The organism is Vibrio sp. 947, from assembly GCF_033339115.1.
GTDB lineage: Bacteria > Pseudomonadota > Gammaproteobacteria > Enterobacterales > Vibrionaceae > Vibrio > Vibrio alginolyticus.
The window spans coordinates 301,660-324,258 of the sequence record NZ_JAWOTX010000002.1 but is presented as its reverse complement, the minus strand read 5'-3'; the positions used below and the strand labels follow the sequence as shown (position 1 = coordinate 324,258).

Sequence of the window (22,599 nt, the reverse complement as noted above, 5' to 3'; positions counted from 1 at the left end):
AAAAAATTACCGGAGCAGGCCTAACCATTATCGTTAGGCCTGACATATTAATGTCTGTCAAAACGTCTGCCCTACTCTGCTTATTTAGCCTCAGCTTTTCTGGCTACTCACTTGCCTCTCAAGCTCCAAATGACCCCATCGAACAATACGAGTACGCACAACAATTATTGGCATCAAACGAAGCTGAAGCCTCACCAGAAACGCGCTACTGGCTAGAGCAATCCGCCAACCAAGGTTACCTCCCTGCACAAAAACAGCTCGCGAACGACTTTGCTAAAGGGATAAATGGCGAAAAAAATGAAACACAAGCGTTATATTGGCTAACCTCTATCGCACTCAATGACCCAACCGATCGTGGCTTTCTTCTCGCCGATTTTATTCAGCGCAATCCAGGTAAGGTCACAACTTCTCAATTGACTGAAGCCTTGTATCAAATGGCTTCTCAGCATAATCCAGCAGCAGAACAAGCTTATAATCAACTGTTAGAGCTGCGCTTCAACCAACTACGAGCTAAACAAGTCTCGCAAATAAAGTCGCTCGATAAAAAAGCAGAGCAAACACAAGAAGAGAAAAGCACAGTTGCAACCCCCAAAGTAAAACACTCGCAGTTTCTATGGCTGATTTGGCTAGCGGCGATCCTCATCATCAGCGGCTTAAGTTTCCTCGCGATCAAAAAACTTAAGCAGAATAGAAAAGCGCGTGAAGCCAAAGAGGAAAGCCAAAATCAACGAATGGCGGAAAAAATAAAAGAGCTAGAGTTTACGAACAAGCAACTGAAGCGTCAGTTAGAGAAAGTATTCAGAGAATTTAAGAAATCCAAAACTCAGGCAGAAAACCATAAGCTAAGCGTCGCGTGTGCTATGTTTGGCTACACACCACAAACCATCCCTGATTTACAGGCAATCAAGCTACGCTATAGACAATTATCAAAGCTTTATCATCCTGACACAAGGGGCAGTGAAGAAGAAATGAAGCGACTCAATCATGCCTTTAAGCTCGTCTCACAAAATGTTACAAAACAGTAAAAATAGGTCAGGATACTTTGGCTGCCATGCTTTTATTCCCATATAATCAAGCACCGCAATCGATCTCCCTCTCAAAGAAATTAACAGACATTTAACTTAAGTCGCGCTTTTATGCCATAATGCCCGGCGCAAAATAACACCTAACGACTCAAATTAATCTAGGTGGGGAGAAAATCAATGTTCACTGAAGAAGGCACCTGTGATTGGTGTAAAAAACCTAGTCTTGTAACTCGTCACGATTATTTAGATGGCAAGCACCACTACTCATGTAAAGCTTGTTACGATATGGCGAAAATCGACGTGCGCCTATTTAACCAAGGCGAATTGCAAATGCGCGAACGTTTGCAACGAGCGAGCTAAGCAAGACGGAATCAACGGAACTGATTTTCAAAAGCGCCTTTTATAAGGCGCTTTTTTGATCGCCCAAGCCTATTTCCAATCTCTATCTCGTATTCCCTCCTATCCTACATAGCATGTCGCATCGGTTATCAGCCCTCTTCCACTGTATACAAACCACTGTCCGTGAAAAACACCTGTATATACAGTAGTAAACCCCTGTATGTCTCTCGTCCAACTTTCTACTCACCTCACATTTTTAAATTGATGTTAGACATATCAGAAATGAAAAATAAACAAATAAATTCAATTACTTAAAGTAAAATCCTTTTATTTCCTTTTCAAAAAACCGCAAATAACTTTTGAGAAACTGGTTGATCAGGTCGCCAAAACAAACTACTGTATACACATACAGCATGTATAAAGGAACAGTAAGATGCAGTTACAAAGTCAATCTCATACATACTCTCGCTACAACGTATTGGCACAAGCAACTAAGCCCATGGCCGTTTCGGATCAGCTTCTATCTAAGCTGGCTGTTTTATCGCAGCAGAAACAATGGATTTTGTTTACAGCAGACTGCCCTCGTCCAGACTTTGAACAACTCACTGCTTCTAATATTTGCTGTAAAAACGTGATTCAAATGAAGCCCTCTCAACAGCTTTCAGAAGTCGAGATCGTGATAAAAGCCATCCGATCAGGTAATGCCAGTGCTGTTGTCGCATCAAATAAAATTGCACTTATGAATCAATCTATGTTGCGCGACATGGCGCAGCGCTATCAGTGTGAAGTCTTTTTCGTCGAAGGCAGAGTTAATAAGTACCACTAATAAGTTCGACGTTATCCATCCTGCATCTCGCCTCCTTTTTAAGGGGGCTTTTTTTGTATTAAAGAAAACAGGCAAACGTTTGCTTTTTCTCTGGCGAGTTAAAATAGTTCTGGTATGATGCCCACATTCGATTTATTCAGCGCCCACATTTTGCTGAATATCTTCTCTTTCTGACGTTTGATTAAGATGATAGGAATGTCGCAATGAGCCTTGCTAATCAAGTACTTGCCGTCAATGACGACCTGCCAATTCGCACCCATAAACCCGTTCATAGTGGAAAAGTTCGTTCAGTTTACTGGTTAACTGAAGAAGACAGCGCCCGACTGATCAAAGAAAAAGGATACAATGTCGCTCCAGATGCGCCTTTGGCTATCATGGTGATTAGCGACCGAATCTCTGCATTCGATTGTATTTGGCATGCTGAAGGTGGTCTTAATGGTGTCCCGGGTAAAGGGGCTGCGCTTAATGCGATTTCTAATCACTGGTTCAAACTGTTCAAAGAAAATGGCTTAGCAGATAGCCATATTCTAGACATTCCTCACCCTTTTGTTTGGATTGTACAAAAAGCCAAACCGGTAAAAATCGAAGCCATCTGCCGCAAATACATCACGGGTTCGATGTGGCGCGCTTACGCAAATGGCGAGCGCGAGTTTTGTGGAATCCAACTTCCTGAAGGGTTAGAAAAAGACAAAGCACTGCCAGAGTTGCTAATGACCCCATCCACAAAAGGCATTCTAAAAGGCATTCCCGGTGTGCCAGAAGCGGATGACGTGAATATTACTCGTCAAAACATCGTAGACAACTACGAAGCATTTAACTTCTCAAGCGCTGACGATATCGCACTCTACGAAAAATTGCTGAAAGAAGGCTTTAACGTTATCAGCCAAGCGTTAGAAGAAATAGACCAAATCTTTGTCGATACCAAATTCGAATTTGGTTATGTTCATGATGCTGCTGGCAATGAAAAGCTGATTTACATGGATGAAGTGGGTACACCAGACTCGTCTCGTATATGGGATGCTAAAGAGTACCAAGCAGGTCACATCGTAGAGAACTCAAAAGAAGGTTTCCGCCAGTTCCTACTTAACCACTTCCCTGACCCAGATATCTTGCTAAACAAAGAACGTATGCCTGAGCGCGAAGCTCTCGCTCGTGATAATGCTTTGCCCGTCGAATCTTTGATGGCGATTTCGAGCACTTACATTGGTATTGCCGAGAAGATTACAGGCAAGCCGATTCATTTGAGTGAGAATCCGAAAGCGGAAATCATCGAGGTTCTGAGCAAAGAATACGGATTGATTGACTAGCACTGTCGCTAGATTAGCTAAACGCTTTCCAATAAAAAGTCCGCAATAGCCTGCGGACTTTTTTCGTATTAGGCTCATTTTAGCCGATATTTAACGTAGTACCATCAGTTGTGGAGGCTGACTTGGTCGTCACCTGATATGTTTTGTCTTTAATCGTTGATACGAAATACCAGGTCGACTCTGCCTTGTCGGGCGTAAAAGTAACGCGCATAAAGCCACGCTGTTTGATGTCTGCCCACTGTAATTCTGACACTAAGTGCGGCAGCGTGTATTCCATTTGAGCGATCGCGACAGGGTCTAACGCGAGGTAGGCCTCTAACCCAGGGGAACTCACAGAGCTAGTCGCAAACTCTACCCCGATAGGATGCTTAGATACGTCTTTAAGCTCACTTGCCCATGCATTGTGCGTATCTCCTGCCAAACAGACAAAGTTACCACTGCTGGCTTTGGCCAGTTGATAAACGTTCTCTCGCTCAACGTAGTAACCATCCCATGCATCTAGGTTATATGGCAAAGCAATGGTATCTAAACTTGGGTCAGAGAGATAACCCGTAATCGCAGAGTTTACCGCTAATAACGCCTCTGTTTTTTGTTCTTCAGTGGCAGTAAACAATTGAAACATCGCGGTCATAACCGAACTTGGCAACTCCATACGAGACATTAACACTTGTTGCCCTAGCACATTCCAAGTTGCGTCGTGCGTACTGAACGCATCCATCAGCCAAGCGAGTTGGTCACCGCCTAACAGCTCTCGGTCTTGACTGCGCGACTGAGCAACTAAACCGCCAATAGCTTCCATCGTTGGTGAGCTGAGCGAGAAATAATCCAACGGTTTATCACGCCCCACAAGTCGCGTGTCGAGCATCATCAAATTGACTAAACTTCCAAACGAAAACTGACGGTAAATCAGCATGTTTGAGAAAGTGTTTTCACGAACGGGCAACCATTCTGTCCACGCGGCAGCCGCAGCTGCACGACGATCATTAAAGCTGCCTTCCTCTTCTTGATGGTTTTCCGCACCATTTTTCCAACTATCATTTGCAAGCTCATGGTCATCCCAGACTGCAATCATTGGTAGGCTCGCATGTAACGCTTGCAGATCAGCATCTTGGCGATATTGCGCATACCGTTTTCGGTAATCATCTAAGGTAATGCATTCAGTGCCTTTGCTTGGCTCTCGCACTAGTGCCTCAGCATCTTCACTAGCGTAGCCACCAGCCCCATACTCATAAATGTAATCACCGAGATGAAGTACCACATCAAACGGTTCTTGCTCATGTTGATTTAAGATCTCTCGATACACATGGAAATAACCAGCAGGATAGTTTGCACAAGAAACAACGGCCATGGATGCCTTTTCTACACCACCCTCTGGTAATGTTTGAGTTTGCCCGACTTCGCTAGTGACATCTCCAACCATGAATCGATAGTAATAGTGAGAATTTGCGTTGAGGTTTTGAACATCAACTTTTACCGTAAAATCTCGGCTCGTATCTGTAGCGAAAGTGCCACTTTGTACGATATCAGTAAAATTTTCATTAGAAGAAACTTGCCAGCTTACATCTGCGTAGCTTGCTGAGGTCGTAACTCGAGTCCAAATGATTACTTGTGTTTGAGTAGGATCTCCACTCGCCACCCCGTGCTCAAAGGTAACCGCAACAGATTCACTAGCATCGCTACCACAACCCACCAGCCCGGTAACAATCGCCGTTGAAGAGGCAGCTTTCATAAAGTCTCGACGAGACAAAGACATATTGACTTCCTTTCTTATTGTGTTTGTTTTTATGCCCAAATGACGTGGTGACTCAATCATCCTTGTGTGCCAATAAGGGACGTTAATTCGAACTTACAGTACCAACCACTTAGTCGGTAATTTGTCCTAAAAACACAAAGTTAGAAGCTAGTTATGACAATTGCATTTCCAAACGTTACATTTTTGTTAATTTAAGTGCAAATACTCTATATTCATCACACTTCCAAGACCTGTGACAAAAACCTCAAAATAAAAAAGCGACCTACTTTGAGGTCGCTTTTCATTGCACTATTGTTAAGTAGTACATCGATGAAGTGGAAATACTCAGCCTAAAACTTGATGTTAAGAACATCTTGTTCTGACGTATCCACCTTCAACTGACTGCGAGATTCTATGTACTCGATTTGCTGAACATCGAGCGAATATGGCATAACGACTCGCAATTCATTGATCCCTTCATGTTTAGCTAACTGGGTTAAGCGGACCAAATTGGATTCATCACTTTTACGAGAAGACATCGATTTTAATGCGGCATCCCACAACCGATCTTCAGGCTTGCTCAATTCCGCAATGTTCTGTTTCCACATCAAACCGAAAATAGGCGCGATGGTGGCAAATGCCTCTAAGAAGGTCCATTTTTTACTACCTGTCGCCCCTAAAAAGCTAGTGTAGTCGAATTCAATGCACGTCTTTCCTTGTTGATCCATTCTATGCCCCCGACACTCGAAAATGAGATATACCAAATATCGTTCAACTGTTTTGATATAGCAATGGGATATAAAACATTCGTCTTTTATGCCCTAATTTACATACAAAAGGAAATATTAAAACCAGCTTTGTAACAACTGATGTACAGCTTCGCCATATATAAGCATTCAATTGATTAATATTTCAATTAAGAAACTAAAAACAACACGTAAGTAACGATATCAATATGAAATCATTATAGATTCACCAAGAAAATATCAATTCTTGTCACAACGTCATCCCCCGACCTACTTTACATCAATCACTCGACTGGCCTTTTTATACTGTATCTTCCAACCAGCCCAACGTGGCAGCTCCCAACGCTTCGGGTCTCCCTTACGGTTTCCCTCTCGATAAACGACCTGTACCAGCTTACGAGACGCGTAATACTCGACATCTAGTTGGAGTTCTGGCAGCGAAAGTTCTAAAGGGTACTGCTCCGTGAAATCGTCGTATTCCCATTCTGGAACACCGTTAAATTTTAAGTCTTCTGGTTCAAACAACGCCATATCATCGGTGTTTTCAACGCCTAATGTTTCCAACTGATCCTTTAACCAGCTAGAAAATGTCAAGGAGGCCAAGTCGTTAACCTCTTCTCCTTCGGCATTAAGGCCCAATGCGTTGTAGAGTTTCCAGTGTTGGATTTGCTGTTTTCTTTGAGAAGCAAAACCTGGTAACAGTGTCTCGTCTTCTATCATTTCGACAATAGACTGAACAGCAACATCACCTTTTAACGCTTGATGTTCAGTACAGATTGTTCGCCCGGCGTAGACCAGGTGCATTGTTGCTCTTGGGGTCTCCTCTTCATAATTCGTCTCACCTTGTTGCCACTCCCCAAATTCAAGTTCGCGTAATAATGTCAGCGGGATAGGCATCATAACCGATGCGAGGTTCAGTGTTTGCTTAACGCCTCGTCCTGGCACGCTATGGCTATCTAGCACGATTGCCGCTTCTTCTTTGTCAGGAAAGCGGCTGTTACGCCCAACCAGCATCTCGACTACGCCATTTCCTAGAGCATCCCTTCGACGAGCTCGTCGGACAAACACAAGCTCAGGGTGCAATGAGGCGATGGAGAAAAAGAGCGCTTCACGTTTATATCGAGAGGCAACGTCAAGTTCCGGTAATTCAAATACTTCTCGCATTTGTTTCGCTAAACCTTGTGCCTCTTCGAGTGCGCTGGCATCAATGACAATGCCCGGAAGTCGCTCCCCTCGAACCAAACGGATAAGCAAAGAGGCATCACACCCGTATGGTTCCTCTTGAGACAGAAGCTCAGCGACTTCACCACTTTGTCGCTGATAGAGCTGCGCAGGCACAGATAAGGCGGCAGCCAAATCAATCATTGCTTCCTTCTCTGGCTTCGCTTGAATTCTGGTAACGAGATCGGCAAACAGTGCATCAATGGGTAGTGGATATACTTTTCTCCCGTGCTGCGTGACATTGCCATCCTCATCAATCGCTTCCATGGATAACAACGTCGAATGAGATGCCTCTAGCGACTTTGGGGGAATTGAGTCGAGAAAATCGAGTGTTGAGAGACGGTACCCACAACAAGCCGCTGCCAGCATGGGCTCGACGAGCTCTTCTCTGTGTAATTCTGGAGGTGTCACCAACTCTAAAGGCGCGTGCTCACCATATAGACGAATACAAGCCCCTTCGGTAACGCGACCTGCTCGCCCCATTCGCTGCGCGGCACTGGCCTTAGAAATGTTGGTTAATGTCAGTGCTGTACGTCCATTTCGTTGTACAGTTCTGCGCTCTAAACCACTATCGATTACCACACGGATATTAGGAATGGTCAGAGAGGTTTCCGCGACGTTGGTTGCCAATACGACTTTCCGTTGCTTTTGTACCGTCAGCGCACGATGTCGTTCTTCATCACTGACCGAGGCATGAAGTTTAACCACCATGACATCACTGCTGCTTTGTAGGATCTGCGCGCATTGGGCGATCTCTTTACGTCCTGGGAGAAAAACAAGAATATCGCCATCTTCATCTTCCAGTGCTTCTTTTACCGCTCCGACAACTTCCTGTTCATATCCCTTTTTGTTCGGTAAATAGCGGCTGTCTGTAGAACGATGTGTCACCGTGACTGGAAAGCAACGTCCCTCCGAACGCAGACGCTTAGCATCCAGGTAACGCGCTAGCTTTTCGCCTTCTAAGGTAGCGGAAGTGACGATCAATCGATGTTGATTTTCTTGCTTCAAAATGGCGGTTAATAGATCAATATCCCAGCGTCGCTCGTGAAATTCGTCCACTATCACGACATCAAAGTCTGCTAGCTTGTTTTCCGAAAACCAACGCAGTGCAACCCCCGGAGTCACAAATACAACTTCGGTTTTTTCATCAAAGTAGGCATGAAGCTTGATCGCGTAACCGACTTTGCGACCTATTGGCTCTCCAGATTGCTCCGCAAGAAATTCAGCCAGCGAGGTACAAGCAATTCGACGTGGTTCAATAACCAGAACGCGTCCGTGTTTTGCCGCCCACATGGGCAAGCGGGTAGATTTACCCGACCCGGTTTCGGCTTCCACCACAAGATGGTTAAGGTTTACATGATGGTCAAACTCGGCTTGCAGGCTGTCGATAGGTAGTTGAAACATAGAAATTGGATTTGATTTGATGATGCAAAACATTATACCCAAGTAAAAAAATCCTGCTTTAGGTATCTCTAAACAACCAATATTGCCGATATTTTCGTCGGTATCTGAATTTTTTTGCGACATTACATTGATGTGCATCAACGCATGTTTACAACTAAATAGTGAACCCGTTAAAATTTGGTGCGCATCCTTCAACCCTACATAAGGCACCCAATGAACAACGATAAACGCCCACTATATATTCCATATGCGGGTCCGGCTCTTTTAGCAACCCCTCTTTTGAACAAAGGCAGTGCATTCTCTGCTGAAGAACGTAGTTCATTCAACTTAGAAGGTCTGCTTCCAGAGTCGACCGAAACTATCCAAGAGCAGGTGGAACGTGCCTACCAGCAATACAAAAGTTTCGAAAGCGATATGGATAAGCACATTTATCTGCGTAACATCCAAGACACCAACGAAACATTGTATTACCGCCTAGTGCAAAATCACATTTCTGAGATGATGCCTATCATCTACACGCCGACTGTTGGCGCAGCATGTGAAAACTTCTCTAACATTTACCGTCGTGGTCGCGGTCTGTTCATTTCATACCCGAACCGTGACCGTATTGACGACTTGCTGAACAACGCAGCAAACCACAACGTTAAAGTGATTGTTGTGACAGATGGCGAACGTATCCTTGGCTTGGGTGACCAAGGTATCGGCGGCATGGGTATTCCAATCGGTAAACTGTCACTATATACCGCGTGTGGTGGTATCAGCCCTGCTTACACGCTACCAATCGTTCTTGATGTGGGTACCAATAACCCGCAACGCTTAGCTGATCCGATGTACATGGGTTGGCGTCATCCTCGTATTACGGGTGCAGAATACGATGCATTTGTAGAAGAGTTTATCCAAGCGGTACAGCGCCGTTGGCCTGATGCTTTGATCCAGTTCGAAGACTTTGCTCAGAAAAATGCGATGCCTCTTCTAGAGCGTTACAAAGACCGCGTGTGTTGCTTCAATGATGATATTCAGGGTACTGCAGCTGTTACTGTTGGTTCTCTACTTGCAGCTTGTAAAGCAGCAGGAACTCAGCTTTCTAAACAACGTATTACCTTCCTAGGGGCAGGGTCTGCTGGTTGTGGTATCGCAGAAGCGATCATCGCACAAATGGTATCGGAAGGAATTTCTGACGAGCAAGCTCGCTCACAAGTTTACATGGTTGACCGTTGGGGTCTGTTACAAGAAGGCATGCCTAACCTTCTTGATTTCCAACAACGCTTGGTGCAAAAGCATACCAATACGAAAGAGTGGGAAAATGAAGGAAATGGCTTCTCACTACTCGATGTAATGCGTAACGCCAAGCCAACGGTACTAATTGGTGTTTCTGGTGCTCCTGGCCTATTTAGCCAAGAAGTCATCGAAGAAATGCATAAACACTGTAAGCGTCCGATTGTCTTCCCACTGTCGAACCCAACAAGCCGCGTGGAAGCGACACCGAACGACATCATTCGTTGGACAAATGGTGAAGCACTGGTTGCAACAGGTAGCCCATTTGAGCCAGTGGTTCATGAAGGTCGCACTTACCCTATTGCACAATGTAACAACAGCTACATCTTCCCAGGCATTGGCCTTGGTGTACTTGCTGTCAATGCAAAACGTGTCACTGACGAGATGCTAATGGAATCAAGTCGCGCGCTAGCAACATGTTCTCCTCTAGCAATCAATGGTCGTGGTGCACTACTTCCACCACTGGAAGAGATCCACTTAGTGTCGAAAAAAATCGCATTTGCCGTTGGTAAAAAGGCAATTGAACAAGGTGTCGCATTAGAAATTACTGATGAAGCATTGAACGTGGCAATTGAACAGTCGTTCTGGCAACCTGTTTACCGCCGCTACAAACGCACTGCGTTCTAAGCTTGAGACAATTCGTTTAATAATTAGCCCCTACCATGTAGGGGCTTTTATTTTTTTATCATCCTAACCAGATTTTGGCATAAATGGGCTTCTCTCTTTTTGTTTCTATCAGATATGATGAGAACTACATTTTTAGTTAAGGATATAAAACGTTTTGTTGTTTTCTCGCATAAGATCAAAGTGGAAGCTGAAATTTTCCTGGAAGCGATTTGCTTTGATTTTGTCGATCTCTGCACTTAGTCTGCTTGTTTCTGTTATAGCCATCGACCGGTGGGTGGTTTTACAAGCCAAAGAGAGCATTTTCACTGAATACGAGCAAATCCCTCAACATGAGGTTGCCGTAGTTCTTGGTACCAGTAAATACATCGGAAAGATCCTCAACACTTACTACACTCATCGCATTAATGCGGCGATTGAGCTTTACAACCAAGGCAAAGTAAAACAGTTTTTATTGAGTGGTGATAACGCCCACCGTTCATACAACGAACCGTGGACAATGAAACGCGACTTACTTAAAGCAGGCGTGCCTGAAGAAGTGATTCACCTTGATTATGCTGGCTTTCGTACCTTAGATTCGATTGTACGAGCGAAAAAAATTTTTGCTTCGGAGCGATTTCTGATTGTGACTCAGCGCTTTCACTGTGAACGCGCACTGTTCATCGCTGATGCTTACAGCATTGATGCACAGTGTCTCGCGGTAGCAGGGCCGACGGCCAATAAGCAAAAAACATCGATGCGTGTTCGAGAACTGCTAGCCCGTGTGAAAGCGTTTTTAGACCTGTACATTATCAATACGCAGCCTAAGTTTCTTGGCCCTCAAGAACCTATCGTTGCAGTAAAAGAGCCAAATAAAGCAGCTAACGAGCCTCTTCAAGTCCCCGTCGAATAGAGGAATAACGTGGCTCACAAGCCTAGTAACATTTCTATAAAACAAATGGGTAGTTTTCTACCCATTTCCAATTCTCAACATCACACTTTCTAATTTGCTCTACGATTCAGGCAAAACTCTTTTTCGCATTCAAAGTAACATTTCATCAATAAATAACTACAAGTCAGTTACTTTGCCATAAAAAAACCGACAAAAGGCAATGCAAAAGGAGCACTACCCATGACCGCACTCGCTGTGACATTGAAGAATTGGTTCTTCACTCGCAACAGCATGATTTTGAACGCGAATATCCTATTGTTCATTATCTTGTTTAATACCTTACCCTTTGAACCACAAGTAGTAACCGGCCTGAGCATCTTAGTTTTTGTTGCTATTCTGTGGCTAACCGAAGCGATTCACGTCAGCATTACTGCGCTGCTCATACCACTACTTGCGGTATTTTTGGGTGTGTTCAACACTCAAGCCGCACTGAATAACTTTTCCAACTCCATCATTTTTCTATTTTTGGGTGGTTTTGCACTAGCTGCGGCTCTACATAAACAAAAGTTAGATCAAGCGATTGCAGATAAAGTACTATTGCTGGCAAGAGGAAAAATGTCTGTCGCTGTATTCATGCTATTTGGTGTGAGTGCTGGCCTGTCAATGTGGATTTCAAACACCGCCACCGCCGCGATGATGTTACCGCTTGTGCTGGGTGTGATGACAAAGCTAGACGCCAAGAAAAACCACAACACCTTTTTGTTTGTTCTACTCGGTATCGCTTACAGTGCTTCAATTGGTGGTATTGCAACACTGGTTGGTAGCCCACCAAACGCAATTGCAGCAGCTGAAGTTGGCCTTAGCTTCACTGAATGGATGAAGTTTGGTGTACCTATTTCCCTAGTATTAATGCCAATCGCTATCCTCGTATTGTACACGATGACTAAGCCTGACCTTAGCCACAAGTTTGACCTTGACCATCAACCAGTCGAATGGACAAACGGCAAAATGATTACGTTGGCGATTTTCTTACTGGCCGTGACGTTGTGGATATTCAGTAAGCCTATTAACGCTATGCTGGGTGGCTTCGCGAAGTTCGATACTCTTGTAGCTATTGGCGCCATCCTTCTACTTGGTGCTTCTCGCGCCGTCGAGTGGAAAGATATCGAGAAAACAACCGACTGGGGTGTGTTAATCCTATTTGGTGGTGGTATCTGTCTGAGTAACGTCCTAAAAGCAACCGGAACAAGCGTATTTTTGGCTCATAGCTTGTCAGGCTTCCTTGAGCAAGCCGGTATTCTCTTAACGATTCTTGCAGTGGTTGCTTTTGTTGTCTTCTTAACTGAGTTTGCGAGTAACACCGCCAGTGCTGCGCTACTTGTCCCTGTATTTGCGACCATTGCAGAAGCCTTAGGCATGTCTCCGGTTATTCTTTCTGCACTGATTGCCGTCGCTGCATCTTGTGCATTTATGTTACCAGTTGCAACACCTCCAAACGCGATTGTGTTCGGTACGGGTCATATCAAGCAAAAAGAAATGATGCGAATTGGTTTCGTATTAAACATTGCGTGTATTGCTGCACTAACGCTTTTCGCTTGGTTGTTCTGGTAAAAATAGCAAGTTCGATTAGCACTACACTGCTGCTCACGGTAATCGTATCGATAACCCAAACTTCCCCCCTAAGTGGTGTTCAGCAGTTTCCCTCTTGGTGGCCAGTTGGCCACCTTTTTTCTTTCCTTTCAGTGAACGGCTATCAGGCTTGCTTCTTTTCGCAAGCAAGTAAACCATAATGAGCTTCCACTCGGTTGCGACCATTGCGCTTCGCCTGATACAACACTTCGTCAGCTCTCGCCATGGTTTCTGAGACGCGTTCATTCTGCATTTGGGCAATGCCAATACTGCAAGTTAATGATTCACCGTGCACCCACAAATGATCCTCCACATTTTTGCGAATCATTTCTGCCTTCTCTAACGCTTGTTCAATATTGGTATCAGGGCAAAATACGACAAACTCTTCGCCGCCCCAACGAACGAGTCGATCGTCTGAGTAAATAGAAGTCGCTACCACCATGACAAATTCGCGCAATATGTCATCCCCCATTTGGTGCCCAAATTTGTCGTTCACCTTTTTAAACTTATCCAAGTCCAAATAGAGAATACTGAAGGTGTTATGCCCCCAGCGAACCTGACGAGATTGTTGTTCCAGCCAGTGTTGCACAGCATATCGGTTCATCGCGCCCGTCAAAGCATCTCGATGCGCTAACTCTGCAAACTCATAGTTTTGAGCTCGCAAAGTATCATTAACCTTCTCCAAATGACGGTGACGCTTTTGTGCTTTTTCATAAGCCACTCTATTTTTTCGTAACTCATGCAGTGAAAAAGCCAGTCCAAGCGCCATCCAAGAGAGTAATAATGCATACAACAATGTTTCTTGCGCAAGGTAAGCGCCTTCAAACTCAATTTTATCAATCACAATTCTATGTTTACCAAGTGCCGCACCAGACCCAGTTGCAATATCAATACGTGTGATGTTTGAAAATTCAGGTGCAGAGTGCTCAATCGCGACTCCGTTATCTGCTAACCACCAGGTCATCACCTGAAGATTTTTAATCGGAATTTCGACAATATCGCTCGAACCCGACGGAGAAAACTGCATGCCATTATATTTAATGGTGTACTCGTCGTCCGGCTTGGAATACTCAGAATTATAATTGCGAAGATACAAACGTAGGTCGTGGCTAGGGTTAGTCCCTATTCCTGCCTCTTCATATCGCACCTTCAATCGAATCGTATGGTAGTTGGAAAGGTCAATACCCTGTGTTGGCGTTGCTGAATCGGTATAAACCGAGATTCCGCAGTAAGGCCAAGCATACGAGCTCTGCTTTAGTTCACAGCTAAGAACTAGGCTTTGCCGATCGTATGTGATATCAGCCTCACTCACACCTCCTTCACTGGCATCTTTAGTTGCATAGATATTGAAATGCTCAGGTGTAATGGTCAGCTTTCGCGTATCGCCAAGCACACTATAAAGGGCAACCAAACTGATAGTGCAAATAGAAAGAGCAAAGATAAAGTTATGGATCCACTTCATGGGCAAGTGACCTGCTGAGATTATATGCAATACGTGAGGTTCAATAATTTCAAAAAATGAAATCAAGGTGATTTATCAAGAAATAAAATCACTTTCTCATTCAATTCTTAGTTTCGACACATAGTAACGGATTTTGAACCGTTATCACGTTTTAAAATTTCTAAAAAGTGCAGCTCAACTTCTATTTGCGAAGCATTTCACAGCCATAATTTTTAGAAAATAAAACACGATGCATAATAATTTAGTGCAAGACATTTACTTTAAAGCTCCTGTCAACCCTGCACCTCTTCTCCACTTCAGTATATACTGTGCAAAAACACAATAATGAGTAATGTCATGTCATTAATTGCAACTGGCACGCTAAACAAAATGCGTGCTTCTCTGGACGGTGCCGTCAACTACCGTCTTCCTGTCGGTGAGGAAGAGATCGACTTAACTCCGTTTCTGGGTAAAACGCTCACACTGACTCACACTGGCAATATTTTTTGTTGCTCATGTGGAAAGAAAACGAAAAAGAGTTATTCGCAAGGCCACTGTTTTGTATGCATGAAAAAGCTAGCAAGCTGCGACATGTGTATCATGAAGCCAGAGACCTGCCACTACGATCAAGGGACTTGTCGCGAACCACAATGGGGTGAAGAGAATTGCATGGTGGATCACTTTGTCTACCTGTCCAACACATCCAGCTTAAAAGTTGGTATTACTCGTCATACTCAAATCCCGACTCGTTGGATTGACCAAGGCGCGACTCAGGGCTTGCCAATTTTTAAAGTAAAAACTCGCCATATCTCCGGTTTAATTGAAGTTGAACTGGCGAAACATATCGCAGACAAGACCAATTGGCGCACACTGCTAAAAGGTGACGGTGAACCTATGGCATTGCAGGACCGTTTTGCTGAGCTATTGCCTTTAGTCGAAGAGAAAATTGCCGAGATAAAACAGCAATTCGGCGAAGATGCCATTGAAGTATTAAACGAAAGCATTACCGACCTTAGCTACCCGGTACAACAGCACCCAACGAAGATCACTTCGCATAACTTCGATAAAAACCCGGTTGTTACTGGCACTTTGCAAGGCATCAAAGGTCAATACCTCATCTTTGATACCGGCGTTATTAATGTAAGAAAATTCACTTCCTATGAAGTTGAAGTTAGTGAGTAATCGCTTGCAGAACGCGTTGATTCAAATAAAAATGAAAAAAGCTCGAGTTTGACTCGAGCTTTTGTTTTTCTATTAGGAAGAAATCGTTAGTTATGCGTCAAGGATGCTTTCTAGCACATCGAATAACATATCGACTTCTTCTATTGTGTTGTAATGCATACAACCAATTCGCACTACACCACCCGATTCTTCTAAACCAAGTTGACGAACTAAGCCCAACGCATAAAAGTGACCATTCCATACACAAATGTTATGTTCACCCAGTGTTTTCGCGATGAACTCTGGAGAATATCGGTCAAACGTTAGCGCAAAAGTTGGCGTGCGGAGTTGGCTATCTTCCTTTGCGATACCGAATAGATTGACACCATCTAATGCATTCAAACGCTGTAAGAAACGCTCACTCAAGCGCTGCTCATGTTGTTCATACAGTTGGTAGCTTTGCTCCAATCGTTGGCGAAGAGGTAAACCGACTTCACCAAATTGAGCCAGGTACTCAACCGCAGAAACGACACCAGCAAGACCTTCAAAACTTTGCGTTCCTGTTTCAAATCGACCAGGGCCTATATTAGTGGCAGGCTCGACTTTGTAAGGGAGAATACTGTGGAGCCACTGATCGGCTATGTAAGCAATACCAACGTGCGGTCCGAAAAACTTGTAAGCTGAGCAAGCTAAAAAGTCACAACCTAACGCTTGAACATCAACCAAATGATGAGGCGCATAATGGACGGCATCCACATAAACTTGTGCCCCAACATTGTGCGCCATGCTGACTACTTGCTGTACATCCACAATAGAACCCGTCGTGTTCGATGCATAAGTCACAGCGACAAGGCGCGTTTTATCAGAAAGAAGGCGGCTTAAATGCTCCATATCAAGCGTACAATCTTCTTCGTTGATACGAACTTGATGAACCGTAACGCCTTTATCTTCTGCCGCTTGCTGCCAGCTGGATACATTTGAATAGTGATCCAAAGCGGAGACAATGATCTCATCTCCTGCTTGCCAATCTCGACTAATCGCGCGACTAAGCTGAAAGGTTAGTGAGGTCATATTGGCACCGAAGACAATATTGCCAGATGAAGGGGCATTAAGTAGAGCCTGAGCCGACTCACGCGCATTTTGCATTACGTCAACGGTCACTTGGCTAGAAAAATAATGCCCGCCTAAGTTAGCGTTGAAACGACCTAAATACCCAACCATGCTGTCTAGTACTGGTTGAGGCACTTGTGAGCCACCTGGACCATCAAAAAACGTCACGGGCTTGTCGTTGTGGTATTGAGCCAACGCCGGAAATTGCTCTCTGATCTGATTAAGATTGAAGTTCATTACGCTTATCCGTAGCAGTAAGTACAAATACATCCATATGGCCCGCTTCGTCATCAATAACAGAGCGGATTGGGCACGCGTTATGCCACAGCTTGCTATCAGCCAAGATTGCGACCTCTCCGGTTTCTAGCACTTTACGGAAAAATGGGGCTTGGTTATGGCTGCTGTACAGCATGATGTCGCCACCGATGATGTTATGGCGTCCCACACCAACCATTGCAATATGATCAAAACCGTCTTGGTGCACACCTTCAGGTGCTACTTGGGTTTCTTCTTCCAGTGCCCTGATACGGATTTGGTGAATTTCTATTTCTTGACCGTTTGGCAGATGATTCGCATTGACAAACAATTCACACATTTCTCGAAATCCATCGCTGGTAAGAATATCCTTCTCAATTGGCTCGAATTGTCTTACTACATCACCTTGAAATCGGTTGATATCAGAGGATTGAACAAAGCTATTTTTATTTAAGTCGATGACTTTGCCGTTATCAAAACCAACCACAGAATAACGTCGTAGTCGATACTGACCATCTGCATGTTCGGTACGAGGCAGTTCTTCAAACGATGGGGAAAGCTGCTCAATTGCTGCCATGCTGAGCTGTGTTAAATGTAGAGTATTCTCACGTGAATGTAACATCATTTGCTCCTTTAATGAGGCACATTAATTAACATTTAATTTACACACTAGGTTACGCAAATATTCTGCAATTACCAGCTTTTAACGTTGATAGCTTCAACAAAACGACGAAAACAACATAACAAACCAAACCAAACCACAAAAACAGAGCCATGTTTCAGTTTTACGCTTTGACAATATTTGAAACTAGACTTCTCTACTACGAATAGAATTTTATGCTAGAAGTCAACGTTCTCAATCAATATTTAGTGGGTTCTAATCTATAACCAATTATTCGATCACAATCGTTGTTTATGCTTTTAAAGCACTAAGAATTTCCATACAATCGAGGGAAATGTTACGCCCTTTTTGGAGCCATAATGAGCGACGTAAAACACTGTAAATTATTAATTCTTGGTTCTGGTCCTGCAGGATACACAGCTGCCGTCTACGCAGCGCGTGCAAACTTAAACCCTGTGCTTGTAACGGGAATGCAACAAGGTGGTCAGCTAACCACCACAACTGAAGTTGAAAACTGGCCAGGCGATGCTGAGGGACTGACAGGTCCAGCATTGATGGATCGCATGAAAGAACACGCCGAGCGTTTCGAAACTGAAATCGTATTTGATCACATCAATGAAGTAGAGCTATCACAACGCCCATTTCGTTTAAAAGGCGACTCAGGTGAGTACACTTGTGATGCCTTAATCATATCTACCGGCGCATCAGCAAAATACCTTGGCCTTGAGTCTGAAGAAGCATTTAAAGGTCGCGGCGTTTCTGCTTGTGCAACCTGTGACGGTTTCTTCTACCGTAATCAGAAAGTTGCAGTTGTGGGCGGTGGTAACACGGCTGTTGAAGAAGCGCTATACCTATCTAACATTGCGTCAGAAGTTCACCTGATCCACCGCCGCGATTCATTCCGCGCAGAGAAGATCCTTGTGAAACGTCTGATGGATAAAGTTGAAAGCGGTAATATCGTTCTTCATACCGATCGCACTCTCGATGAAGTACTGGGAGACGATATGGGCGTAACGGGCGTCCGCATTAAAGACGTGAACAGCGGTGCGACAGAAGATATCGATGTAATGGGTGCATTCATCGCAATTGGCCACCAGCCAAACACACAAATCTTTGAAGGCCAAGTAGACATGAAAGATGGCTACATCATCGTTCAATCAGGTCTTGAAGGCAACGCAACACAAACTAGTATCGAAGGTGTATTTGCAGCTGGCGACGTAATGGACCACAACTACCGTCAAGCGATCACCTCTGCAGGTACAGGTTGTATGGCTGCATTAGATGCTGAACGTTTCTTAGACTCACTTGGTGACAAATAACTTTTCACATTTGTGTCATATCCTTAAAGCCCAGCGGTATTCCCGCTGGGTTTTCTTTTGTATACTACCGCCTCATTAAAACAATTATCATTAAGCCTTCACGATGGATAAGAAAAAGCAAAGCAGCTTGAATAAGTGGCTGAAGCAACAAAGTAAGTTAGCCAAGCGCTGGCTTATGATTGCGATAGGCCTAGGCGTACTTTCAAGCGTGTTTTTATTGGCTCAAGCAGCCCTGCTCGCCTCCATTCTGCACCAGTTAATCATTGACCAAGTCGACAAAGCCGACCTCATTTGGCATTTTGTTGGGCTCGGTGGCACGGTTATCGGTCGAGCTGCTTGTACCTGGGGTCGAGAGCTTGCCGGTTACCGTTGCGGGGAGCAAATTCGAGTTTATATTCGCCAACTCATTTTAGATAAAGTTCATAAACTTGGGCCAGCTTACATCAAAGGCAAACCTGCTGGCAGTTGGGCAACGCTCATCTTAGAGCAGGTAGAAGATATGCAAGATTTCTTCTCACGCTACTTGCCTCAAATGTTATTATCGGTACTAGTGCCTTTCATCATTTTGGTTGTCGTATTCCCAGTAAACTGGGCAGCAGGCTTGATCTTCCTGGTCACTGCACCACTGGTGCCTATTTTCATGGCACTGGTTGGGATGAAAGCCGCAGAAGCAAACCGTAAAAACTTTAAAGCGATGCAGCGTTTGTCGGGTCACTTTTATGACCGCTTGCAAGCAATGACAACCATTCGCTTATTCGATAGAACAAAATCTGAAACTGAGACGCTAAAGGGTGCTTCAGAAGTCTTTCGTACTCGTACCATGGACGTTCTGAAAATCGCGTTTCTGTCTTCTGCGGTGTTAGAGTTTTTCACTTCCATTTCTATCGCAATTACCGCTGTCTACTTTGGCTTTAGTTATATCGGGGAGCTGGACTTCGGCTACTACGGCACAGGTGTTACGCTCTTTGCTGGTTTGTTCATTCTGATTCTTGCTCCAGAGTTTTATCAGCCATTACGCGATTTGGGCACGTTCTATCATGCAAAACAGCAAGCGGTTGGCGCAGCAGAAAGCATTGTCGAGTTTCTGGATTTGGAAGTCGATCAAATCAAAGATGGTACCCAAGCGTTAGATAAAAACAGCCCTATCCATATTGAAGCGGACCAGTTAACCATTTTTAGTCCGGAAGGTAAGCAGCTCGCAGGTCCCCTATCCTTCTCTCTTGAAGCCAACAAAAGTACGGCTTTAGTTGGACCAAGTGGCGCAGGTAAAACAAGTTTGGTAAACACAATCCTCGGTTTCATGCCTTATCAAGGTAGCTTAAAAATTAATGGCTGCGAATTGTCGCAACTGGATCTAGCCACATGGCGAGAGGCAGTAAGCTGGATTGGTCAAAACCCGATGCTATTACACGGTAGCATTCGAGATAACATCACACTAGGTAAGCACAATATTCAGGATGCAGACGTACATTCTGTGTTGAATGACTCTCACGCTGCTGAATTTGTTGAAATGCATGGGTTGGATTATCCGATATCTGATCGTTCTGGTGGTTTATCTGTCGGCCAAGCGCAGCGTTTAGCACTGGCTCGCGCCATGCTACAAAATGGTCGTTTTTGGTTATTAGATGAACCAACCGCAAGCTTAGATGCTCGCAGTGAAAAACTCGTGATGGAAGGCATTAACAAGTATGCGCATGCCACAACGAATTTGATGATTACTCACCAACTTGCGCCTTTACAAAACGTATCGCAAATTCTTGTTATGCAGGACGGCCAGATTGTTCAACGTGGTGATTACGCCACACTGTCGACAGAAGATGGCTTATTTAAAGACATGTTGGAAGCGAACCTCGCACAACGTGAAACAGACAAGGGGAACTTAGATGCGTGATTTACTCCCTTATCTAAAACTCTATAAAAAACACTGGTTTGGTCTTTCGCTAGGTATGCTACTGGCATTTCTGACCTTAGCGGCGTCTATTGGCTTATTAACGCTATCAGGTTGGTTTATTTCAGCCGCAGCGGTGGCAGGCTTGACGGTTGCTCGTGAGACCTTCAACTACATGTTACCAGGTGCCGGGGTACGCGGCGCTGCAATGGCTCGAACCGCAGGTCGATGGGGAGAACGTGTCGTTAGCCACAATGCAACGTTCAAGCTGCTTACCGATCTACGTATCTTCTTCTTTAAGAAACTTGCACCACTGATTCCGGGTCGTGTTTCTACGATGCGTGATGCCGATCTGCTCAACCGCCTAGTAGCGGACGTAGACGCGATGGATCACGTTTACCTTCGACTTATCAGCCCTGTCGTGATTGGTATTTTTGGCATATTGTGTTTAACGGCTATCCTGGCTTTCTTTGATTGGCATCTCGCCCTACTGCTTGGCTCGATTCTTACCGTCATGTTGTTTGTATGGCCAGTGCTGTTCTATAAACTGGGTAAAAATAATGGCGAGAATCTCACTCATCATAAAGCGCAATTTCGAGTGGCGACACTGGACTGGCTTCAAGGCTACAGTGAACTGAGTACCTTTGGAGCAGAAGAACGTTATCGTAATCTCATTCTAGAGAAGCAGAAGCAGTTGCTGTCTAACCAATTTGTGAACGCGAATTTAACGGGCATGGCTTCAGGCCTGCTTATGCTGGTGAACGGCCTTACACTGGTTGTGATGCTTTGGTTTGCTGCAGACGGCGTAGGTGGTCGTGCTCCTGATCCTTGGATTGCGCTGTTTGCGTTTGCAACCATGGCGAGCTTTGAGATTCTGATGCCTATCGCGGGCGCATTCCAGTATCTCGGTCAAACGTTGACCTCTGCTCGTCGTTTAAATGAAGTAATTTTGGCTGAACCTGACGTTGTCTTCCCTGAGCAGTCGAAACATAAAGACACAACGTTAGACATTGAATTCGACAACATAGATTTTACTTACCCTGACGGTCAGCAAAAGGTACTGAAAGACTTGTCACTCTCACTACCGCTGGGCACTAAAACTGCAATTGTAGGTCAAACAGGTTCAGGTAAATCAACACTGATTCAGCTTCTTTGCCGCTACTGGGATGTTAACCAAGGTGAAGTTCGAATCGGTGGTACAAAACTGCAAGATTGGAGCGAGTCGGACCTGCGAGCAGCAATGACTGTGGTCAGTCAACGCGTAGATGTACTAAACGGGACACTACGTGACAACTTACTCATGGCCGCTCCGGACGCAAGTGATGAGCAACTGTCTACTATTTTACAAAAAGTCGAGCTTGGCGGACTTCTTGAAGAGCCGGGGTTAGACGCTTGGTTAGGCGACGGCGGCCGTCAGTTATCTGGTGGTGAGAAACGCCGAATCGGTATTGCTCGAGCATTGCTACGTGATGCCCCAATCCTACTCTTAGATGAACCGACTGAAGGCCTCGATAAGCGTACGGAACAAAAAGTGATGGCGCTTTTCAATGAACACTTTGCTAATAAGACAGTAGTATTCATTACACACCGACTGATAGAGTTAGAAAGTATGGATAGCATCTGTTTGATGGAACAAGGTGAGATCATCGAACAAGGCGACCATCCAACGCTACTCGCTCAAAAAGGTCGTTACTACCAGCTATTACAATCTCTATAATTCGATTTTCAGTGACGAGAAGGGCTCATCAAACGATGAGCCCTTTTGTTATTCCTGTATTATTAGTTACCTAATTAAGCACGTATA

Annotated in this window: 17 protein-coding genes; 11 read left to right on the top strand and 6 right to left on the bottom strand. The window is 44.5% G+C overall.

The annotated features are described in order from the left end of the window. The first annotated feature begins 50 nt into the window (after positions 1 to 50). The 4 genes from R7Q39_RS03985 (at position 51) to R7Q39_RS03970 (ending at position 3,497) form a co-directional block, all read left to right on the top strand. Positions 51 to 1,025: a J domain-containing protein gene (locus tag R7Q39_RS03985; RefSeq protein WP_005388848.1), complete on the top strand. Its 975-nt coding sequence runs from the start codon at positions 51 to 53 to the stop codon at positions 1,023 to 1,025. 177 nt (positions 1,026 to 1,202) lie between these two features. Next, positions 1,203 to 1,385 (top strand): hypothetical protein, encoded by a 183-nt coding sequence (locus R7Q39_RS03980; RefSeq protein WP_005377960.1) that lies wholly within the window; start codon positions 1,203 to 1,205, stop codon positions 1,383 to 1,385. 412 nt (positions 1,386 to 1,797) lie between these two features. After that, positions 1,798 to 2,190 (top strand): SulA-like leucine-rich domain-containing protein, encoded by a 393-nt coding sequence (locus R7Q39_RS03975; protein ID WP_005377962.1) that lies wholly within the window; start codon positions 1,798 to 1,800, stop codon positions 2,188 to 2,190. A 203-nt stretch (positions 2,191 to 2,393) separates the two neighbouring features. After that, positions 2,394 to 3,497 (top strand): phosphoribosylaminoimidazolesuccinocarboxamide synthase, encoded by a 1,104-nt coding sequence (locus R7Q39_RS03970; protein WP_033905133.1) that lies wholly within the window; start codon positions 2,394 to 2,396, stop codon positions 3,495 to 3,497. 79 nt (positions 3,498 to 3,576) lie between these two features. Here the strand turns inward: R7Q39_RS03970 and R7Q39_RS03965 are convergent, their stop codons facing one another. The 3 genes from R7Q39_RS03965 to R7Q39_RS03955 all read right to left on the bottom strand — a co-directional run bounded on the left by R7Q39_RS03965 (position 3,577) and on the right by R7Q39_RS03955 (position 8,600). Then, on the bottom strand, positions 3,577 to 5,250 hold the full coding sequence (locus tag R7Q39_RS03965; RefSeq protein WP_182039658.1) for an alkaline phosphatase D family protein: 1,674 nt from the start codon (positions 5,248 to 5,250) through the stop codon (positions 3,577 to 3,579). Positions 5,251 to 5,579: 329 nt separating this feature from the next. Continuing rightward, positions 5,580 to 5,957 carry a hypothetical protein gene (locus tag R7Q39_RS03960; RefSeq protein WP_005377965.1) on the bottom strand — a complete coding sequence of 126 codons (378 nt, stop codon included), beginning with the start codon at positions 5,955 to 5,957 and terminating at the stop codon, positions 5,580 to 5,582. Positions 5,958 to 6,245: 288 nt separating this feature from the next. Next, positions 6,246 to 8,600, bottom strand: a complete 2,355-nt coding sequence (locus tag R7Q39_RS03955; protein WP_318075794.1) for a helicase-related protein — start codon at positions 8,598 to 8,600, stop codon at positions 6,246 to 6,248. Between the two features lie 213 nt (positions 8,601 to 8,813). On the opposite strand from R7Q39_RS03955, the gene R7Q39_RS03950 reads away from it, so the two are divergent. The 3 genes from R7Q39_RS03950 (at position 8,814) to R7Q39_RS03940 (ending at position 12,981) form a co-directional block, all read left to right on the top strand. Next, positions 8,814 to 10,502 carry an NAD-dependent malic enzyme gene (locus tag R7Q39_RS03950; RefSeq protein WP_005377977.1) on the top strand — a complete coding sequence of 563 codons (1,689 nt, stop codon included), beginning with the start codon at positions 8,814 to 8,816 and terminating at the stop codon, positions 10,500 to 10,502. 154 nt (positions 10,503 to 10,656) lie between these two features. Beyond that, positions 10,657 to 11,391: a vancomycin high temperature exclusion protein gene (locus R7Q39_RS03945; RefSeq protein WP_005388862.1), complete on the top strand. Its 735-nt coding sequence runs from the start codon at positions 10,657 to 10,659 to the stop codon at positions 11,389 to 11,391. 219 nt (positions 11,392 to 11,610) lie between these two features. Then, positions 11,611 to 12,981, top strand: coding sequence for a DASS family sodium-coupled anion symporter (locus tag R7Q39_RS03940; protein ID WP_318075793.1), 1,371 nt, complete (start codon positions 11,611 to 11,613; stop codon positions 12,979 to 12,981). A gap of 142 nt (positions 12,982 to 13,123) precedes the next feature. Here R7Q39_RS03940 and R7Q39_RS03935 read toward each other — a convergent pair whose 3' ends face one another. Beyond that, a complete protein-coding gene (locus R7Q39_RS03935) occupies positions 13,124 to 14,461 on the bottom strand; it encodes a GGDEF domain-containing protein (RefSeq protein ID WP_318075792.1) in 1,338 nt (445 codons plus the stop codon). A 336-nt stretch (positions 14,462 to 14,797) separates the two neighbouring features. Here R7Q39_RS03935 and R7Q39_RS03930 point away from each other — a divergent pair, with 336 nt between their 5' ends. Further along, on the top strand, positions 14,798 to 15,622 hold the full coding sequence (locus R7Q39_RS03930) for a DUF2797 domain-containing protein (protein WP_005377984.1): 825 nt from the start codon (positions 14,798 to 14,800) through the stop codon (positions 15,620 to 15,622). Between the two features lie 90 nt (positions 15,623 to 15,712). Here R7Q39_RS03930 and R7Q39_RS03925 read toward each other — a convergent pair whose 3' ends face one another. Both R7Q39_RS03925 and R7Q39_RS03920 read right to left on the bottom strand, forming a co-directional pair. Further along, positions 15,713 to 16,948, bottom strand: a complete 1,236-nt coding sequence (locus R7Q39_RS03925) for a cysteine desulfurase-like protein (RefSeq protein ID WP_017820831.1) — start codon at positions 16,946 to 16,948, stop codon at positions 15,713 to 15,715. After that, positions 16,932 to 17,588: a 2OG-Fe dioxygenase family protein gene (locus R7Q39_RS03920; RefSeq protein WP_005377989.1), complete on the bottom strand. Its 657-nt coding sequence runs from the start codon at positions 17,586 to 17,588 to the stop codon at positions 16,932 to 16,934. Before R7Q39_RS03920 ends, R7Q39_RS03925 begins: the two co-directional genes overlap by 17 nt. A 359-nt stretch (positions 17,589 to 17,947) precedes the next feature. On the opposite strand from R7Q39_RS03920, the gene trxB reads away from it, so the two are divergent. From trxB to cydC, 3 genes are all read left to right on the top strand, one after another. After that, positions 17,948 to 18,907: a thioredoxin-disulfide reductase gene (gene trxB / locus R7Q39_RS03915; RefSeq protein ID WP_005377991.1), complete on the top strand. Its 960-nt coding sequence runs from the start codon at positions 17,948 to 17,950 to the stop codon at positions 18,905 to 18,907. Between the two features lie 103 nt (positions 18,908 to 19,010). Further along, on the top strand, positions 19,011 to 20,798 hold the full coding sequence (gene cydD, locus R7Q39_RS03910; protein ID WP_318075791.1) for a heme ABC transporter permease/ATP-binding protein CydD: 1,788 nt from the start codon (positions 19,011 to 19,013) through the stop codon (positions 20,796 to 20,798). Further along, positions 20,791 to 22,512, top strand: a complete 1,722-nt coding sequence (gene cydC, locus R7Q39_RS03905) for a heme ABC transporter ATP-binding protein/permease CydC (RefSeq protein WP_230238179.1) — start codon at positions 20,791 to 20,793, stop codon at positions 22,510 to 22,512. Before cydD ends, cydC begins: the two co-directional genes overlap by 8 nt. The last annotated feature ends 87 nt before the right edge of the window (positions 22,513 to 22,599 follow it).

What these genes read in the sequence shown, in the direction of transcription:
- R7Q39_RS03985 (WP_005388848.1), top strand. Translation starts at nt 51, where the DNA reads ATGTCTGTCAAAACGTCTGCCCTACTCTGCTTATTTAGCCTCAGCTTT.
- R7Q39_RS03980 (WP_005377960.1), top strand. Translation starts at nt 1,203, where the DNA reads ATGTTCACTGAAGAAGGCACCTGTGATTGGTGTAAAAAACCTAGTCTT.
- R7Q39_RS03975 (WP_005377962.1), top strand. Translation starts at nt 1,798, where the DNA reads ATGCAGTTACAAAGTCAATCTCATACATACTCTCGCTACAACGTATTG.
- R7Q39_RS03970 (WP_033905133.1), top strand. Translation starts at nt 2,394, where the DNA reads ATGAGCCTTGCTAATCAAGTACTTGCCGTCAATGACGACCTGCCAATT.
- R7Q39_RS03965 (WP_182039658.1), bottom strand. Translation starts at nt 5,250, where the DNA reads ATGTCTTTGTCTCGTCGAGACTTTATGAAAGCTGCCTCTTCAACGGCG.
- R7Q39_RS03960 (WP_005377965.1), bottom strand. Translation starts at nt 5,957, where the DNA reads ATGGATCAACAAGGAAAGACGTGCATTGAATTCGACTACACTAGCTTT.
- R7Q39_RS03955 (WP_318075794.1), bottom strand. Translation starts at nt 8,600, where the DNA reads ATGTTTCAACTACCTATCGACAGCCTGCAAGCCGAGTTTGACCATCAT.
- R7Q39_RS03950 (WP_005377977.1), top strand. Translation starts at nt 8,814, where the DNA reads ATGAACAACGATAAACGCCCACTATATATTCCATATGCGGGTCCGGCT.
- R7Q39_RS03940 (WP_318075793.1), top strand. Translation starts at nt 11,611, where the DNA reads ATGACCGCACTCGCTGTGACATTGAAGAATTGGTTCTTCACTCGCAAC.
- R7Q39_RS03935 (WP_318075792.1), bottom strand. Translation starts at nt 14,461, where the DNA reads ATGAAGTGGATCCATAACTTTATCTTTGCTCTTTCTATTTGCACTATC.
- R7Q39_RS03930 (WP_005377984.1), top strand. Translation starts at nt 14,798, where the DNA reads ATGTCATTAATTGCAACTGGCACGCTAAACAAAATGCGTGCTTCTCTG.
- R7Q39_RS03925 (WP_017820831.1), bottom strand. Translation starts at nt 16,948, where the DNA reads ATGAACTTCAATCTTAATCAGATCAGAGAGCAATTTCCGGCGTTGGCT.
- R7Q39_RS03920 (WP_005377989.1), bottom strand. Translation starts at nt 17,588, where the DNA reads ATGTTACATTCACGTGAGAATACTCTACATTTAACACAGCTCAGCATG.
- trxB (WP_005377991.1), top strand. Translation starts at nt 17,948, where the DNA reads ATGAGCGACGTAAAACACTGTAAATTATTAATTCTTGGTTCTGGTCCT.
- cydD (WP_318075791.1), top strand. Translation starts at nt 19,011, where the DNA reads ATGGATAAGAAAAAGCAAAGCAGCTTGAATAAGTGGCTGAAGCAACAA.
- cydC (WP_230238179.1), top strand. Translation starts at nt 20,791, where the DNA reads ATGCGTGATTTACTCCCTTATCTAAAACTCTATAAAAAACACTGGTTT.